A 15736-nucleotide genomic window follows, 5' to 3' on the forward strand; every position below is an offset into this window, starting at 1 on the left:
GCCGGCCCGGGCCCCGGGGCCCGCCGCCCGGGCCCGCGCTCGCGCCCGCGCCCGAGGCCCGCGCTCGAGATGCCGTAATTCCGGAACCTCGAGCACCGAGGCGGCGAAGTTCTGGCACCACGGCGTCGCTCATGCGGTGAGTCGCGCTCCCTCGTGGCGGGCGGCTCGGCTCTCCATCCGCCGCTGCTCGAAGGCCTGGCGCAGTCGCTCGAACACGAGAGCCGGACGGGCAGCGTCGAGCGCCGTCGCGTGGACCACCATCCACCCCTCGACGTTGAACGCGGTCGACCGCCGCTGGTCATGGCGGAAGGTGCCCGGATCCCGGTGGTGGTCTCCGTCGTACTCGAACGCGATCCGGAGTTCTGGCCAGGCCAAGTCGACGCGGCCGAGGAACGTCCCGTTGGAGGCGAAGACGTCCACGTTCACCGCCGGTTCGGGGAATCCCGCGTGGACGAGTCGGAGGCGCATCCGGCTCTCCATCGGTGACTCGACGCCGGAGCGGATCAGCTCGAGGGCCTCCCGAGCGCGCCGCGCATTCCGTCCGCCCGACGGGACGGCGTCCGCGAGGTCATCGACGGTGGCCAACCCCGAGGGCCCGACGAAGTAGTCGCCGATGACGACGAGGTCCTCGAGGGTCACGATCCCCGCGCATTCGTACCAGGTCCTCCCGGGGGCGCTGATCCGAACCCCACGTCGCGTCCGCACATCGCACGCTGATCGGCTTCGGTGCGGGGTGACCTGGGGCCGTCGCATGATCGGTGAGCCGCTCTCCGAGGTGACGTGCACGGGTTCCTCGGCTTCTGGGCCAGGCACCGGCGCTCCCCACAGCCGCGCGGCTGTGACGTGGCTGAAGAACTGGTTCGGGCGCATGACGAGGCTCACGGCCTCGACACGGCTGACGTGTTGCTCCGCCGGGGCGCAGACGCCGTGGATCGGAGCGGCGAGATCTGTGCGCATGAGCCGCGCGCGCGGGACACCGGCGGCGACGGCTTCACTGACGCGGAACGGACGACGGAACGGACTGGGACGAGCAGGAGATCTGGGCATGCCGCGAGTGTCTGACGCCGTCACCGGAACCAGGCACGTGCCCGCTGGACCTGTGGAGGACGAGGTGGGCTGAGCCTCCTGTGCCGGAGCGGCGGCTGGTGGGAGCGAAGCCGCGCGAGGTGCCACGACTCGCCGCCGCCACCCCGCCGAGGTGCCCGAATTCGGGCATCCCAGCGCGCGAGGTGCCGGAATTGTGGGACCTCGGGCCGCGCACCGGCCGCGCACCGCCCGCGCACCGGCCGCGCGCGCCCGCGCACGCACCGCGCACGCGGAAGGGCCCCCGCACGCGAAGCGTACGAGGGCCCTTGCCGAGCAGGTGCGGACTAGAAGTCCATGCCGCCCGTGGGGTCGCCGGCCGGCATGGCCGGGTTCTTCTCCGGCTTGTCGGCGACGACGGCCTCGGTCGTGAGGAACAGACCGGCGATCGACGCGGCGTTCTGCAGTGCCGAACGCGTGACCTTGGCGGGGTCGATGATGCCCGTGGCGATCAGGTCGACGTACTCGCCGGTGGCGGCGTTGAGGCCCCAACCGGACTCGAGCTCGCGGACCTTGGCGGCCACGACACCCGGCTCGAGACCGGCGTTGAGCGCGATCTGCTTGAGCGGGGCGTCGATGGCGACGCGGACGATGTTCGCACCGGTCGCCTCGTCACCCTCGAGGGTGAGCGAGTCGAGCGCGACCTTGCCGGCCTGGATGAGGGCGACGCCACCACCGGCGACGATGCCCTCTTCGACGGCTGCCTTGGCGTTGCGGACGGCGTCCTCGATGCGGTGCTTGCGCTCCTTGAGCTCGACCTCGGTCGCGGCACCCGCCTTGATGACGGCGACGCCACCGGCGAGCTTCGCGAGGCGCTCCTGGAGCTTCTCGCGGTCGTAGTCGGAGTCGGTCGCCTCGATCTCGGAGCGGATCTGACGGACGCGGCCGGCGATCTGCTCGGCGTCGCCGGCACCTTCGACGATCGTGGTCTCGTCCTTGGTGATGACGACCTTGCGGGCACGACCGAGCAGGTCGAGCGTCGCGTTCTCGAGCTTGAGGCCGACCTCTTCCGAGATGACCTGGCCGCCGGTGAGGATCGCGATGTCCTGCAGCATGGCCTTGCGACGGTCGCCGAAGCCCGGGGCCTTGACGGCGACGGACTTGAAGATGCCGCGGATCTTGTTCACGACGAGCGTGGCCAGGGCCTCGCCGTCGACGTCCTCGGCGATGATCAGGAGCTGCTTGCCCGCCTGGATCACCTTGTCGACGACCGGCAGGAGGTCCTTGATGTTGGAGATCTTCGAGTTGACGATCAGGATGTAGGCGTCTTCGAAGACGGCTTCCTGACGCTCGGGGTCGGTCACGAAGTACTGCGACAGGTAGCCCTTGTCGAAGCGCATGCCCTCGGTCAGCTCGAGCTCGGTGCCGAAGGTGTTCGACTCCTCGACGGTGACGACACCTTCCTTGCCGACCTTGTCGATGGCCTCGGCGATGAGCGCGCCGATGGTCGGGTCAGCGGCCGAGATCGACGCGGTGGCGGCGATCTGGTCCTTGGTCTCGATCTCCTTGGCGTCGGCGAGCAGCTGCTCGGAGACGGCCGCGACGGCCTTCTCGATGCCGCGCTTGAGGGAGATGGGGTCGGCGCCGGCCGCGACGTTGCGCAGGCCTTCACGGACGAGCGCCTGGGCGAGCACCGTTGCGGTGGTCGTGCCGTCACCGGCGACGTCGTCGGTCTTCTTGGCGACCTCCTTGACGAGCTCCGCACCGATCTTCTCGTACGGGTCGTCGAGCTCGATCTCCTTGGCGATGGAGACACCGTCGTTCGTGATCGTGGGGGCGCCCCACTTCTTCTCGAGGACGACGTTGCGGCCGCGCGGGCCGAGCGTCACCTTCACGGCGTCGGCCAGCTGGTTGAGGCCGCGCTCGAGGCCGCGTCGGGCCTCTTCGTTGAAAGCAATGATCTTTGCCATGTGAGTTCTTCGTCCCTCCCGGACGTCGTCATCGGGGTCGTTCTGGCACTCAGCGTGACCGAGTGCCAAGCCCGATTCTGGCACTCGCCACCCGAGAGTGCAACACAGTCTGGAGGCTCGCCCCGCTTCCACAGGTCGACCCCGTCCGATGCGTGCCCCCGATGCCATCACCATCGCGACAGCAGCGCCCCACGCGACAGCAGCGCCCACACGACGGCAGTGCCGACACGACGGCAGTGCCGACACGACGAACGCGCCGCCCCCGGGGGGGACGACGCGTTCGCCAGCGGTTCTGCGACTCAGGCGGGACGGACCGACTCGGCCTGCGGGCCCTTCGACCCGGTGCCGACGTCGAACGTCACTGCCTGGCCCTCCTCGAGGACCTTGTAGCCGTTCATGTCGATGGCCGAGTAGTGCACGAACACGTCCTGGCCCCCTCCATCCACGGTGATGAAGCCGAAGCCCTTCTCGGCGTTGAACCACTTCACGGTTCCGTTGGCCATGTTCCTTGCTCCCTGCGGTACTGCTGGTGCGAACGACGGCACCATCGCACGTGGTGTCCGTCGGGTCCGAGGCCGTGTCGCCTCTCCCGGCCGCTCGATGTCAGCACCGAAGTGAGGACCTGTCGCGATCACGGGGTGACCACTGGTGACTCTGACCGAGTGTCACGATTTCGGCAAGGGGTGTGACACGTATTTCACGCAGCGATCCCCGATCCGCAACGTGCCGGAAACACAGCAGCCCGGAACGGTCGTCTCAGCCGGCGTAGTCCGACCCGAGGACGACCGAGACGTCCGCGTTCGGGAACGCCGCCGACTGCTGCACGGCGGACGTCCCGAGCGACTGCGCGATGCCCTGCGCGAGGGCCGCCTGCGACTCCTGCTGGTAGTACACGACGGTCTGCGTCGACCCGGTCGTCCCGGCGTCGCCCGTCGACGTCACCGTCCAGCCGGCCGTCCCGAGCTTCGTCGCGGCGTTCGCGGCCAGACCCGTCGTCGACGTCCCGTTGAGCACGACGAGCGTCGTCGCCCCCTGGTCGGACGGGGACGCACCCGCGGCCGGTGCGGGGGTCTCGGTGGCCGTCCCGCCGGGCTGCTCGGACGCATCGGAACCGGCCGACGCGCTGCCGGACGGCGTCGAGGTCGCCGAGGAGGACGGCGCCGAGGTCGCGCCACCGCTGCCCTCGTTGAACTGCACGCTGCCGTTGACGAGTGCGAGCACGAGCACGCCGACGCCGACGAGGACGCCCGTGGCGAGGGCCGCCCAGGCGAACACGATCCACCCGCCACCGCGACGGGCGGCACCGCGGTGCGCACCGACCCGGGGGCCGTCGGCGACGTCGTCGAACCGGTCTCGCGGGAATCTCGTCATCGTTCCTCTTCACGTCCTTCGTGGTCGGCCGGGGGCGCGACGAAGCTGCGGGCAGCGCGGGCACTCGTCCGGGCCCGGCGGAGACGCTGCAGCCGTGTCACGAGCTGCGGGTCGTACGCCAGCGCCGCCGGTGAGTCGATCACCCGGTTCAGCACCTGGTAGTACCGGGTCGGCGACATGTCGAACTCGACACGGATCTCCGCCTCTTTCGTCCGGTCGTGTCGCGCCCGCTCGTGCTCGAACGCGAGCACGTGCTTGGCGAGCTCGGTGAGCTCGTCGGTGGGGAGGGCGGTCACGCTGGTTCCGATCGCGGGCGGGTTGCAGGTCTCGCACATCGTAGGGGCGCTCGGCAGGTCGACCCTGGCACGGCGCTGGACTGTCGCGGAACCCGCTCAGCCCAGCGTGCGGCCGAACCACCGGACCCGGGTGCCGAAGGCGTCGGACACGGCGAGCGCCCGGCCGTCGAAGGACAGCGTCGCGAACGCGTCCGGGTCACCGGCGTCGACGTCCTCCGGCAGTGTCGCGGCGACCCCGGCGAGGATGCCGGTCCGCTCGAGCGCCACCCATCGCACCCCTCGCTCGCGGAGGCGGTCGGCGAACCGCTGTCGACCGGCACCCGGCACGTAGACCAGGGTCCCCGTGGTCATGACGACCGGCTCGCAGCCTCCGGGCAGCGCGTCGAGTGCCCGGTCCAGGTCCTCCGGCACGCGTCCCCGGATCCGGACGGGAGGCTCCACCAGCGTCGCCCGCAACGCCTCCGCCATGAGGGCGGTCCGGTCCGTCGCCTCGGGCGGGACGGCCTCGACGAGCCGGTCGGACGCTCCCGGGGCCGCGGGGTCGATCGGGTTCGGGTCGAGGGCGACGCGCGCCCCGATCCGGATCGGCTCTGCGGCCGGCGCCGGAGGCGTCCCGGTGACCTCGGCGACGAGGTGCACGGCCGGGCCGGCGACGGCGGTGTGCATCCGGACGAGTGCCCCGGTCCGGCGGATGCGGTGGTCGAGCGTCACGCGGTCCGGGATCGAGCAGAGCCCGGCGGCCGCGCCGACGTCGAGCAGCCCGAGCGGGCGGTCGGCGGCCGCGGCGAGCGCCGCGAGCACCGGGACGACGGGGGCGAGGCGTCGCGGGTCGTTGGCCTGCACCGTGGCGGTGGTGAGCGCTCGGACCAGGGCGGGACGAGCCTCCCGGACGAGCGCTCGGAGCGACCCGGCGTCGGCGGGGTCGGCACCGAGTCGTCGTGCGACCGCGAAGAGGAGCTCGGGCTGCCGCTGTGTCGCCGGGACCTCGTCCAGCAGCGCGACGAGCGCGTCGTTGACGGAGCGGGCCCAGGCGGCGTAGGTCGGTGAGACGGGCGCGATCCGGTCGGCGTAGGCGCGGTAGCGCTGCCGTGTGTCCATCAGGACGCCGGGCGGTACATGCCGACGTGGGTGATGCCGGCCTCGTCGTAGGGGGCGCCGAAGCGGACGAACCCGTGCCGTTCGTAGAGCGCGGCGACGTACTGCTGGGCGTGCAGGACGAACGCCTCGTGTCCGTGGTCGGCGACGACGGCGGCGACGAGTCGTCCGGCGATGCCCTGGCCGCGGTGGTCCGGGTGCGTGGCGACCCGGCCGATCACGCGGGTCGGCGCGGCGCTGCCGACGGGGTGCGGTTCGACGGCGGACGGTCGGACCAGACGGAGGTAGCCGGTGACCGGGCCGTCAGGTGTGCCGGACCACCAGTGCTCGGTGTCGGGTTCGCGGTCGCGGCCGTCGAAGTCCTCGGCCGTGACGCGCTGTTCGAGGGCGAACACCCGGTTCCGCAGCCGGACGATGTCGTACAGTTCGTCGGTCATCAACTGGTCCCAGCGGGCGCGGTGGACGGAATGACCGGACATCCCGCGGAGTTTACCGGAGTGACGCACGATGACCGGTGGCCACCCGTCCCGGTCGGAACCAGGAGGTACGCACATGGCATACAACGTCGACAAGTCCGACGCCCAGTGGCGCGAGGAGCTCTCGCCGGACCAGTACGCCGTGCTCCGCCAGGCCGGCACGGAGCGCCCGTGGACCGGTGAACTCCTCGACGAGGAGCGCGCCGGCGTCTACACGTGTGCGGCGTGCGGCGCGGAGCTGTTCAAGAGCGGCACGAAGTTCGACTCCGGCTGCGGCTGGCCGTCGTTCTACGAGTCGGTCGACCCGGCGGCGGTGCAGCTCATCGAGGACACGTCCCTCGGCATGGCGCGCACCGAGGTCCGGTGTGCGAACTGCGGCGGCCACCTCGGCCACGTGTTCCCGGACGGCTTCGGGACGCCCACGGGTGACCGGTACTGCATGAACTCGATCTCGCTCAACTTCTCGGCCGAGCAGTAGCGATCGGTGACGGCGCTCGGGCTGCGGCTCGGGCGCCGTCGTCGTGTCCGCCCGGTACGATGGGCGGGTCAGCCGGCATGGCGCAATTGGTAGCGCACCGTACTTGTAATACGGGGGTTGCGGGTTCAAGTCCCGCTGCCGGCCCTCTGCACCACCCGCAGTGCCGGACCGCCTGTGCCGCATTGCCTGGGCCGGACCGCCTGTGCCGCATCGCCTGTGCCGTGCCGCCGACGCCGCCCGCGCCCCACGCCGTCGGCACCGCCCCCGAGAGGGCGGAGCCCCGAGCGGGTGGCTCGGGGCTCCGGCGCAGGAGCACGGATCAGGGGTGCTCCGGGGGCGCTCGACTCGGTAACCAGCCGGCCGTGCACCGATCCTGACATCGGCACGACGGCCGGGTCCACGCCTCCGGGCCACATCGGCGGTTTCCCGCATCATCCGGCGCGGCGGACCCGTCGGTGGTTCAGCGACCGCCGGCGATCTTCCGCTCGCGCTGCGCCACCCCGGCGGTGCCGTACGGGTAGTCGTCGACCCGCGGCGCGCTGGCGTCGGTGAGGGCGGTGAGCTCCGCGTCGTCGAGCACCAGGTCGGTGGCGCCGAGGTTGTCCTGCAGCTGCTCGACCGTGCGGGCGCCGAGGATGACGCTCGTGACGGCCGGGCGGGCGAGCAGCCAGGCGAGGGACACCTGGGAGCGCGAGGCGCCGTGCGCGTCGGCGACGCTCGACACGACGTCGAGCACCTGCCACGTGCGCTCGTCGGCGTTGCGGGCCTCCCACGCCTCCATGCCGCGCTTCGGGTCCTCGCCCAGGCGCGTCGAACCGGTCGGGGCCTCGTCGCGCTGGTACTTGCCGGACAGCCACCCGCCGGCGAGCGGCGACCACGGCAGCAGTCCGATGCCGGCGTCGAGGCAGGCGGGCACGACCTCGTGCTCGATGTCGCGGACCAGCAGGTTGTACTGCGGCTGCAGGGTGACAGGCGGTGCCCAACCGTGCGCCTTCGCCTCGTACACGGCCTTCGTGACCTGGTACCCGAGGTAGTTCGAGAACCCGTAGGAGCCGATCTTGCCGGCCGAGACCGCGTCGTCGAGGAAGCGCAGGGTCTCCTCGATCGGGGTGAGGGCGTCCCACGCGTGCATCTGGTAGAGGTCGATGTGGTCGACGCCGAGCCGCTCCAGCGAGGCGTCGAGCGCGACACGGAGGTGCCGCCGCGACAGCCCGACGTCGTTCGGACCGTCACCCTGCGGGAAGCGGCCCTTGGTGGCGAGGACGACCTGCTGCGCCTCGGTGGGGTGGGCCTGCAGCCAGCGGCCGATGATCCGCTCGGACTCGTTGCCCGAGTACACGTCCGCGGTGTCGACGAGCGTTCCGCCGGCGGCCACGAAGGCGTCGATGATGGCGTGGGAGGTGGGTTCGTCGGCTTCGCTGCCGAACGTCATGGTGCCGAGGGTCAGCGAGGACACCGCTGTCCCGCTGTTGCCGAGGAGTCTGTAGTCCATGGCGCGGACGCTACGCCGCGCGTCCTCCGCGGCGGGAGGGCCCACGAGTACCCGTCAGCGGTCGTCGGACAGGACGTCCCGCGGAACGGGACCGCCCGCGTCAGTCCGGCTGCCCCAGGAACGCGATCGCCGCCTCCCGGAAGTGCCGCGACGTGGGCGCGTTGAAGTGGTTGCGCCCCGGGATCTCGACGAAGGTGGCGTGCGGCGCCGTCTCGGCGAGCCGCAGCGCGCTGTCCTTGATGCCGTCCTCGCTGCCCGCGGCGAGCAGCAGCGGTTGCGTCGGCGCGTTCTCCGGGGTCGGTTCGATGCTGTCCCGCATCCCCTCCACCATCGCGACGAGTGCGCGGAGGTCGTTGCCCTCCACCCCGGCCGCCATGGTCAGGTACCCGTTCGTGACGCGGTCCTCCACCGGTGTGCCGTCGGTGATGAACGCCCGCGCCTGGTCGACACGGACGCGCCGCATCGGATCGGCGTCCGGGGTCCCGCCGAGGACGGCGCGGGAGATCCGGTCGCTCATCCGTTCGGCGGCGTGCCAGCCGACGCGCGCGCCCAGCGAGTAGCCGAGGAACGCGACGTCGTCGAGCAGGTACGTGTCGATGACCGCGGTGACGTCGTCGACGAGCAGGTCCATCGAGTAGCTGTGCGGCTCGTGCGGCTTCCCACTGGCGCCGTGGCCGCGCTGGTCGAACGCGATGACCCGGCGTCCGGCGCGGACGAGGTCACGGGTCCATCCAGACGCGTGCCAGTTGAGCAGTGCGCCGGACGCGAACCCGTGCACCGCGACGACCGCCGGCGCGTCGGGGTCACCGAAGTCGTAGGTGGCGAGCGGGAGGCCGTCCGGGGACATGACCACCCGGGGGCGGGGCGCTTCGGGGACGAGAGACATGGCCTGCCCAGGGTAGTGGGGGCACAGTGGCTCGCATGGACGGTTACGGCGGCGACCAGATCCGTGCGGCGGAACGACCGCACCTCGACGCGGGCGAGCCCCTGATGCAGCGGGCTGCGGACGGCCTGGCGGCGATCGTGGGCGGCCTGCTCGACGACCCGGCGGTCCGACCCGGTGACGGGCCGGGTTCGGTGCTGGTCCTCGCCGGCAGCGGCGACAACGGCGGGGACGCCCTGTTCGCGGGTGCGCGGCTGGCCTCGGCCGGGAGGCTCGTCACGGTCCTGCGAGTCGGCTCACGCGTCCACGAGGCGGGCCTGGCCGCGGCTCGGGACGCCGGGGCGCGCCTCCTGGAGGACCCGGTGGCCGACGGCTCGGCCGGGTCGGCGGCGGGCGCGGCGGACATCCTGCACGCCGCGACGGCCCCGGTCGGCGAACGGCTGGCCCGGATCGCGCGGGAGGCAGCGCTCGAGGTGGACCTGGTGCTGGACGGGGTCCTCGGGATCGGCGGTGGCGGGCCGCTGCGGTCACCGGCGCGGGAGGTCGTGGGGGGACTCCGGGAACTGGCGCGGGAGCAGCGTGCGCCGTTCGTGGTGGCGGTGGACGTGCCGAGCGGCATCGACGTGGACACCGGTGGCATCGCGGACGACCACGTCCTGCACGCGGACGTCACCGTGACGTTCGGCGGCGTGAAGGCGGGGTTGCTCCGCGGACCCGCGGCGACGCTGGCCGGTCGGATCGAACTCGTCGACGTCGGCATCGGTGCGGACCTGGCGACGATGGAGCCGCTGGTCCGCACCTGACCCGCCGGCGTCAGATCGCGCCGGCGTCGACGCCGTGCTCGACGTCGCCCCGTGCCTCCAGCCAGGTGTCGACGAAGTGGCGGTAGTTGGCCGCGATGAGCTGCTCGGCCGCCTCGGTGTCCAGGTGTTCGCGGACGACGTCCTCGAGCGGCTCCTGCCAGTTGCTCCGGCCGATCGCGAACCCGACGAAGCCGTCCACCGGTGCCGCGATGCGGAGCCACGCGTCGAGCTGCTCCTCGGGGGCGTCCCGGCCGAGGACGATGCACTGCACGGTGTCCCGTCCGCCGCGGCGAGCGGTCGCGACGACGCGTTCGGCGTCCTCGCGGCGGTCGAGGCCCTCGAGCTTCCAGACGTCCGCCTCGACGCCGTGGTCCTGCAGGAACTCGAGCACCTGCACGACCAGGTCGGGCCGGAGGTCCCGGTCGTAGTCGTCGACGGCGGACTTCTGCTCGTCGGTGCCCGGCACGAGCAGTTCGACCAGGAACGCGCGTCCGGCGTCGTGCAGGGTCGCTGCGACGTCGGCGAGTGCCGCTGCCTGCTGCTCGCGGCGCTCGGCGTCGAAGGCGGGGTTGTCGCGCACCAGGACCTTCACCCAGTCCGGGTCGAAGGCGTCGACGTGAGCGACCCAGTCGTCGCCGTACTCGAGCTCGAACCACTCCCGGCCCGACCGCTCGACCGGCATCGCGAGCTGCAGCCCGGCGTCCTTGGCGAGCCGGGCGACGTCGGCGCCGTAGCGCTCGTCGACCAGGACGCCGGTGTGCTCACGGGCGGCCCCGGCGGCGAGCGCGGTGAGGACCCCGCGGTAGACGAGCTGCTTGCCGGCGCGGACCCGTTCGGCCTCGGCCTCGTCGGCGGGCTCGCCGGAGTCCTCGTCGTACGTGTGCTCGAGCAGCGAGGACCGCTGGTCCATCGCGAAGAGGAACAGGGGGTGGGTCTCGTCGAGGATCGGCATCGACCCGGTCTACTCCGTCGGCGCTCCCCGGTGGTCCGGTTCCGGGCGTGGTCGGTCGCGGGTCCGTAGGTTCGGTGCATGACGTTCAACGACGACACCCGGCTGCAGGGCGGCAAGGTCAAGCGCCGCGGGCGCAACACGGCCATCGGCGGCGGCGCGGTCGGTGTCACCGCCATCGTGGTGTTCCTCATCGCGCAGTTCACCGGTGTCGACCTCAGCGGGGTCGTCGGCGGCGGCAGCGGGCTCACCCCGATCCAGCAGGACGGCGCCGAGGCGACGCCGATCGCCGAGTGCCAGACCGGCCGTGACGCGAACGCCGACGTCGAGTGCCGCATGGAGGGTGCCGCCGAGTCGCTCGACGCGTACTGGAGCACCGAGTCGCGGGCGCTCGGCGCGTCGTACTCGACGCCCGACTTCTTCCTCTTCGACGGCTCGACCGACACCGGGTGCGGCACGGCGTCCGCGGCGACCGGCCCGTTCTACTGCCCGCCGGACCGCGCGATCTACCTGGACACCGCGTTCTACGACGACCTGAAGTCGACCTACGGATCCTCGGGTGGGCCGCTCGCGCAGATGTACGTCGTCGCGCACGAGTGGGGCCACCACGTGCAGCAGCTGCAGGGCACCTTCGCCGACACGGACCGGAGCGGCACCGGCGCCTCGTCGGGCAGTGTCCGCGTCGAGCTGCAGGCGGACTGCTACGCCGGGGCCTGGGTCGGCGACGCGGCCACCACGAAGGCAGCCGACGGCTCGACGTTCTTCGAGCCGGTGACCCGGGCCCAGATCGCCGACGCCCTGTCAGCGGCGAGCGCCGTCGGTGACGACAGCATCCAGGAGAAGGCGACCGGTCAGGTCGACCCCGACTCGTTCACGCACGGGTCCAGTGCGCAGCGGCAGCGGTGGTTCGAGCGCGGCTACGAGCGCGGGGCGACCAGCTGCGACACGCTGAGCGTCCCCGGGTCCTCGCTCTGAGCCTCCCTGCGCCGTGACGCCTGGCCGCCCGGGAGCTCGGAAGCGGGTCGGCCGCCGGCAGCTCGGAGGCGGGTCGGCCGCCGGGAGCTCGGAAGCGGGCCGGCCGCCGGGATCAGCCCGCGGTGGCGGACGCGGACGGGGTCTGAGAGGACGAGCTGCTCGGCGTCGGTGTGGGGGTCGGCGTCGCTTCGGCGCTGCCGGCAGCACCGACCACGAACGTCCGGAACTCGTCGTTCGTCGACGCGGTCGTGTACTGGTACTGCTGGCCGTTGACGAGCACGAGCGGCGTCCCCGGGAAGGTCGTCAGGTCCGAGCCGGGGATGTCCCCGCCGGTCACCGCGGTGGTCCGCTCGTCGACCCACTTGCCGTAGCGCTGGTCGTCGATGCAGGACTCGATGGTGGACCCGTGCCGGACACCCGGGACGCTCGTGATCACCGAGGCGAGCTGCGCGTCCGTCAGACCGGGCGTGCCCTCTTCCGGCTGCTTCGCGAACAGGGCCTTGTTCACGGCGAAGAACGAGTCGGGCGACTCCTGTGCCACGCAGGCTGCCGCGTTCGCCGCACGGAGCGAGTACTTCGTGCCCTGCGAGCGGTTGGACAGGATCGCGACCGGGTGGATGTCGATCGTCGCGGCGCCTGAGTCGACCAGACCCTCGATGTACTCGCTGTTCGTCGACTCGAACGCGCCGCAGATCGGGCAGAGGTAGTCGACGTACAGGGTGATGCGGACCGGGTCGGCGGAGGCGGTGGCTCCGGCGGACGGGGTGCTCGACGCGGTGTCCGGGTCGACGGCCTTGAGGCCCGTGCTGATCGTGATGCCGCCGTCGGCCATCGTGTCGGGGCCGGGTCCGGCGGGACGTGAGGAGTTCACCAGCACGAGCGTCACGATCGTCGCGGCGGCGACGAGCACCACGCCGAGTCCGACCTGCAGTCCGATCCGGGCTCCGCGCTGGCGACGCTTCTGCTGGGCACGGGTGCGCTGGGCTCGCTCGCGGGCGGCGGCGCGACGCGCGTTCCGCTGAGCGCGGGCGTCACCTTCGGGGCGGTTGGTCATCGTGCGGCTGTCCTCCTGGTCGGTGTCCGCTCGGCCTCCCCCCGGTCGGCGGACGGACCCGGCGATTGTACTGGCGGCCGATGGGAACCAGCCAACCAGCAGGGAACGCCCCGGGTACCGGCAGCGGTGCACTGGCGCCGGTCGGAGAACTCGTGTTGTATGAGCAGCGATGGTCGACGGCGACCGTCCGCCGGCCCTCGCGGGTCGTCGCTTCACTACGGATCGTCCGGCACGTACCTGCCGGTGGAGAGGACCGAACGCTCATGGCGTCCGTCACCTATGACAAGGCAACCCGTCTGTACCCCGGAGGCAACCGCCCCGCGGTCGACTCCCTCGACCTGGACGTCGCCGACGGCGAGTTCCTCGTCCTCGTGGGCCCCTCGGGCTGTGGCAAGTCCACGTCCCTGCGCATGCTCGCCGGCCTCGAAGAGGTCAACTCCGGCGCGATCCGCATCGGCGACCGCGACGTCACCGACGTCCCGCCGAAGGACCGCGACATCGCGATGGTGTTCCAGAACTACGCGCTGTACCCGCACATGACCGTCGCCGAGAACATGGGCTTCGCGCTCAAGATCGCCGGCGTCGGCAAGGAAGAGCGCGCCACCCGCGTGCAGGAGGCCGCCAAGCTCCTCGACCTCGAGCAGTACCTCGGCCGCAAGCCGAAGGCGCTCTCCGGTGGTCAGCGTCAGCGCGTCGCGATGGGCCGTGCGATCGTCCGTCAGCCGCAGGTGTTCCTCATGGACGAGCCGCTGTCGAACCTCGACGCCAAGCTCCGCGTCCAGACCCGTACGCAGATCGCGTCGCTGCAGCGTCGTCTCGGCGTCACGACCGTCTACGTCACGCACGACCAGACCGAGGCCCTGACCATGGGTGACCGCATCGCGGTCCTCAAGGACGGCATCCTGCAGCAGGTCGGCACCCCCCGCGACCTGTACGAGAAGCCGAACAACGTGTTCGTCGCCGGCTTCATCGGCTCGCCCGCGATGAACCTGCTGCCCGCCACCGTGCTCGAAGGCGGCATCAGCTTCGGTACGCTCAACCACCCGGTCGACCGCGACACGCTCGGCAACGCGCGCTCGAAGCAGATCACCGTGGGTGTCCGTCCCGAAGACGTCGTCGTCTCGCACAGTGGCGAAGGCCTCCCGGTCACGGTCGACGTCATCGAAGAGCTCGGCGCCGACGGCTACCTCTACGGTCACGCTGACGTCAACGGCACGCGCACCGACATCGTCACCCGCGTCGACGGCCGCAACCACCCGTCGATCGGCGACACGATCGTCATCAGCCCGAAGCAGGGCCACGTGCACATGTTCGACTCCGAGTCGGGCGAACGCCTCGACGACAAGGCCGTCATCAGCGCGTAACGCTGGAAGTCACTCACAGGAGGCGCGGTGCCAGCTGGCACCGCGCCTCCCGTCCGTTCTCGTCCCAGTACCCAGAGGAACCCGCCGTGCCCGACTCCATGACCATCACCGCCGCCACCGTCGATCCCGGCCTCCTCGACCTGCCATGGGACCTGCCGCTCGACGCCTGGCCCGAGGAGACGATCGTCGCGCTGCCGAAGGGCATCTCGCGGCACCTCGTGCGGTTCGTGCACCTGAGCGGGTACGTCGTCGCGGTGAAGGAGACCAGCGCCGAGCTGGCCCGGTCCGAGTACGACATGCTGCGCACCCTGCAGCGCATGGACGTGCCGTGCGTCGACCCGGTCGCGGTCATCACCAACCGCGTCGGCCGCGAGGGCGAGGAACTCCAGCCCGTCCTGGTCACCCGCCACCTGCGCTTCTCGCTCCCCTACCGTGCGCTGTACTCGCAGACGCTGCGCCCCGACACCGCCACCCGGCTCGTGGACGCCCTCGCGCTCCTGCTCGTCCGGCTGCACGTCATCGGCTTCTACTGGGGTGACGTCTCGCTGTCGAACACGCTGTTCCGGCGTGACGCCGGTTCGTTCGCGGCCTACCTGGTCGACGCCGAGACCGGCAAGCTCTACCCCGGCGGCCTGTCGAACGGGCAGCGGGAGAACGACCTCGAGGTCGCCCGCGTCAACATCGCCGGCGAGCTCCTGGACCTCGAGGCCGGCGGACGCCTCGACGAGAACGCGGACCCCGTGGACGTGTCGAACCGGATCGTGGCGCAGTACCGCACCCTCTGGACCGAGCTGACCGGTACCGAGCAGTTCGACGCGACCGAGCGGTGGCGCATCAACGACCGGGTCGAGCGGCTCAACGCCCTCGGCTTCGACATCGAGGAACTGTCCATCCGTACGGCCGAGGCGGGCGCGCAGGTCCGGATCCAGCCGAAGGTCGTGGACGCCGGCCACCACCAGCGCCGTCTGCTGCGCCTGACCGGACTCGACGCCGAGGAGAACCAGGCCCGACGACTGCTCAACGACCTGGACGCCTACCGTGCGCGGAACGGCCGCGAGGAGCTCGACGAGGAGATGGTCGCGCACGAGTGGGTCTCACGGGTGTTCGAGCCCGTCGTCCGGGCGATCCCGCGCGACCTCCGTGGGCGACTCGAGCCGGCCGAGGTGTTCCACGAGCTGCTCGAGCACCGCTGGTTCATGTCGCAGCAAGAGGAGCGCTCCGTCTCACTTCCCGAGGCCACGACCGCGTACATCAACGACGTGCTGCGGCATCGCCGGGACGAGCGCACGCTCATCAACCCGCCGACGTCGTCGATCGCGCTGCCCCTCGACGACGAGGACGACGACGTCGACGACTGGCGCGCGTCCGTCTGAGGCGCTGGGCGCGGCGGCTGCGCCGCACTCCCGCCCCGCCCGCCCCTCTTCGAGATGCCGCAATGTCGGCATCTCGACGGTCGAGATGCCGACATTGCGGCATCTCGGCGGAGGACGTCCGGCGAGTTGCGGCA

The 15736-nt window shown here is 71.6% G+C and carries 16 protein-coding genes and 1 tRNA gene; 6 read left to right on the forward strand and 11 right to left on the reverse strand.

All coding sequences use genetic code 11. The features are described 5' to 3' along the window. Positions 1-129: 129 nt before the first annotated feature. From E9228_RS08875 to E9228_RS08905, 7 genes are all read right to left on the reverse strand, one after another. The gene (locus E9228_RS08875; RefSeq protein ID WP_166780240.1) at positions 130-639 is read right to left on the reverse strand and encodes an endonuclease domain-containing protein; all 510 of its coding nucleotides are present in this window, start codon (positions 637-639) and stop codon (positions 130-132) included. 731 nt (positions 640-1370) lie between these two features. Next, positions 1371-2993, reverse strand: a complete 1623-nt coding sequence (gene groL / locus E9228_RS08880) for a chaperonin GroEL (protein ID WP_166780241.1) — start codon at positions 2991-2993, stop codon at positions 1371-1373. A gap of 299 nt (positions 2994-3292) precedes the next feature. After that, positions 3293-3496 carry a cold-shock protein gene (locus E9228_RS08885; protein WP_056120541.1) on the reverse strand — a complete coding sequence of 68 codons (204 nt, stop codon included), beginning with the start codon at positions 3494-3496 and terminating at the stop codon, positions 3293-3295. A gap of 253 nt (positions 3497-3749) precedes the next feature. Beyond that, a complete protein-coding gene (locus E9228_RS08890) occupies positions 3750-4364 on the reverse strand; it encodes a LytR C-terminal domain-containing protein (RefSeq protein WP_166780242.1) in 615 nt (204 codons plus the stop codon). Continuing rightward, the gene (locus tag E9228_RS08895; RefSeq protein WP_258366198.1) at positions 4361-4660 is read right to left on the reverse strand and encodes a DUF3263 domain-containing protein; all 300 of its coding nucleotides are present in this window, start codon (positions 4658-4660) and stop codon (positions 4361-4363) included. Before E9228_RS08895 ends, E9228_RS08890 begins: the two co-directional genes overlap by 4 nt. A 96-nt stretch (positions 4661-4756) precedes the next feature. Beyond that, the gene (locus E9228_RS08900) at positions 4757-5758 is read right to left on the reverse strand and encodes a DUF2332 family protein (protein ID WP_166780244.1); all 1002 of its coding nucleotides are present in this window, start codon (positions 5756-5758) and stop codon (positions 4757-4759) included. Then, a complete protein-coding gene (locus tag E9228_RS08905; protein WP_208385802.1) occupies positions 5758-6192 on the reverse strand; it encodes a GNAT family N-acetyltransferase in 435 nt (144 codons plus the stop codon). Before E9228_RS08905 ends, E9228_RS08900 begins: the two co-directional genes overlap by 1 nt. 115 nt (positions 6193-6307) lie before the next feature. On the opposite strand from E9228_RS08905, the gene msrB reads away from it, so the two are divergent. After that, the gene (gene msrB, locus E9228_RS08910; RefSeq protein ID WP_166780246.1) at positions 6308-6709 is read left to right on the forward strand and encodes a peptide-methionine (R)-S-oxide reductase MsrB; all 402 of its coding nucleotides are present in this window, start codon (positions 6308-6310) and stop codon (positions 6707-6709) included. 71 nt (positions 6710-6780) lie between these two features. Continuing rightward, positions 6781-6853, forward strand: a tRNA-Thr gene (locus E9228_RS08915). Between the two features lie 316 nt (positions 6854-7169). Here E9228_RS08915 and E9228_RS08920 read toward each other — a convergent pair. Both E9228_RS08920 and E9228_RS08925 read right to left on the reverse strand, forming a co-directional pair. After that, complete coding sequence (locus tag E9228_RS08920; protein WP_166780247.1) at positions 7170-8201, reverse strand: aldo/keto reductase; 1032 nt, start codon at positions 8199-8201, stop codon at positions 7170-7172. Between the two features lie 100 nt (positions 8202-8301). Then, the gene (locus E9228_RS08925; protein ID WP_166780248.1) at positions 8302-9087 is read right to left on the reverse strand and encodes an alpha/beta fold hydrolase; all 786 of its coding nucleotides are present in this window, start codon (positions 9085-9087) and stop codon (positions 8302-8304) included. A gap of 35 nt (positions 9088-9122) precedes the next feature. Here E9228_RS08925 and E9228_RS08930 point away from each other — a divergent pair, with 35 nt between their 5' ends. Further along, positions 9123-9887 carry an NAD(P)H-hydrate epimerase gene (locus tag E9228_RS08930; RefSeq protein ID WP_166780249.1) on the forward strand — a complete coding sequence of 255 codons (765 nt, stop codon included), beginning with the start codon at positions 9123-9125 and terminating at the stop codon, positions 9885-9887. A 10-nt stretch (positions 9888-9897) separates the two neighbouring features. On the opposite strand, the gene E9228_RS08935 is transcribed toward E9228_RS08930, so the two are convergent. Further along, positions 9898-10839 (reverse strand): 2-deoxy-5-keto-D-gluconate 6-phosphate aldolase domain-containing protein, encoded by a 942-nt coding sequence (locus tag E9228_RS08935; protein ID WP_166780250.1) that lies wholly within the window; start codon positions 10837-10839, stop codon positions 9898-9900. A gap of 78 nt (positions 10840-10917) precedes the next feature. On the opposite strand from E9228_RS08935, the gene ypfJ reads away from it, so the two are divergent. After that, entirely contained in the window at positions 10918-11811 is an 894-nt protein-coding gene (gene ypfJ / locus E9228_RS08940) for a KPN_02809 family neutral zinc metallopeptidase (protein WP_166780251.1), read from the forward strand. A 112-nt stretch (positions 11812-11923) separates the two neighbouring features. On the opposite strand, the gene E9228_RS08945 is transcribed toward ypfJ, so the two are convergent. Further along, positions 11924-12865 carry a DsbA family protein gene (locus E9228_RS08945; RefSeq protein WP_166780252.1) on the reverse strand — a complete coding sequence of 314 codons (942 nt, stop codon included), beginning with the start codon at positions 12863-12865 and terminating at the stop codon, positions 11924-11926. Positions 12866-13128: 263 nt separating this feature from the next. Between E9228_RS08945 and E9228_RS08950 the strand changes: the two genes are divergently transcribed. Continuing rightward, the gene (locus tag E9228_RS08950; protein ID WP_166780253.1) at positions 13129-14229 is read left to right on the forward strand and encodes an ABC transporter ATP-binding protein; all 1101 of its coding nucleotides are present in this window, start codon (positions 13129-13131) and stop codon (positions 14227-14229) included. Positions 14230-14315: 86 nt separating this feature from the next. After that, complete coding sequence (locus E9228_RS08955; RefSeq protein ID WP_166780254.1) at positions 14316-15602, forward strand: DUF4032 domain-containing protein; 1287 nt, start codon at positions 14316-14318, stop codon at positions 15600-15602. Positions 15603-15736 lie beyond the last annotated feature (134 nt).

The organism is Curtobacterium salicis, from assembly GCF_011759505.1.
GTDB classification, from domain to species: Bacteria; Actinomycetota; Actinomycetes; order Actinomycetales; family Microbacteriaceae; genus Curtobacterium; species Curtobacterium salicis.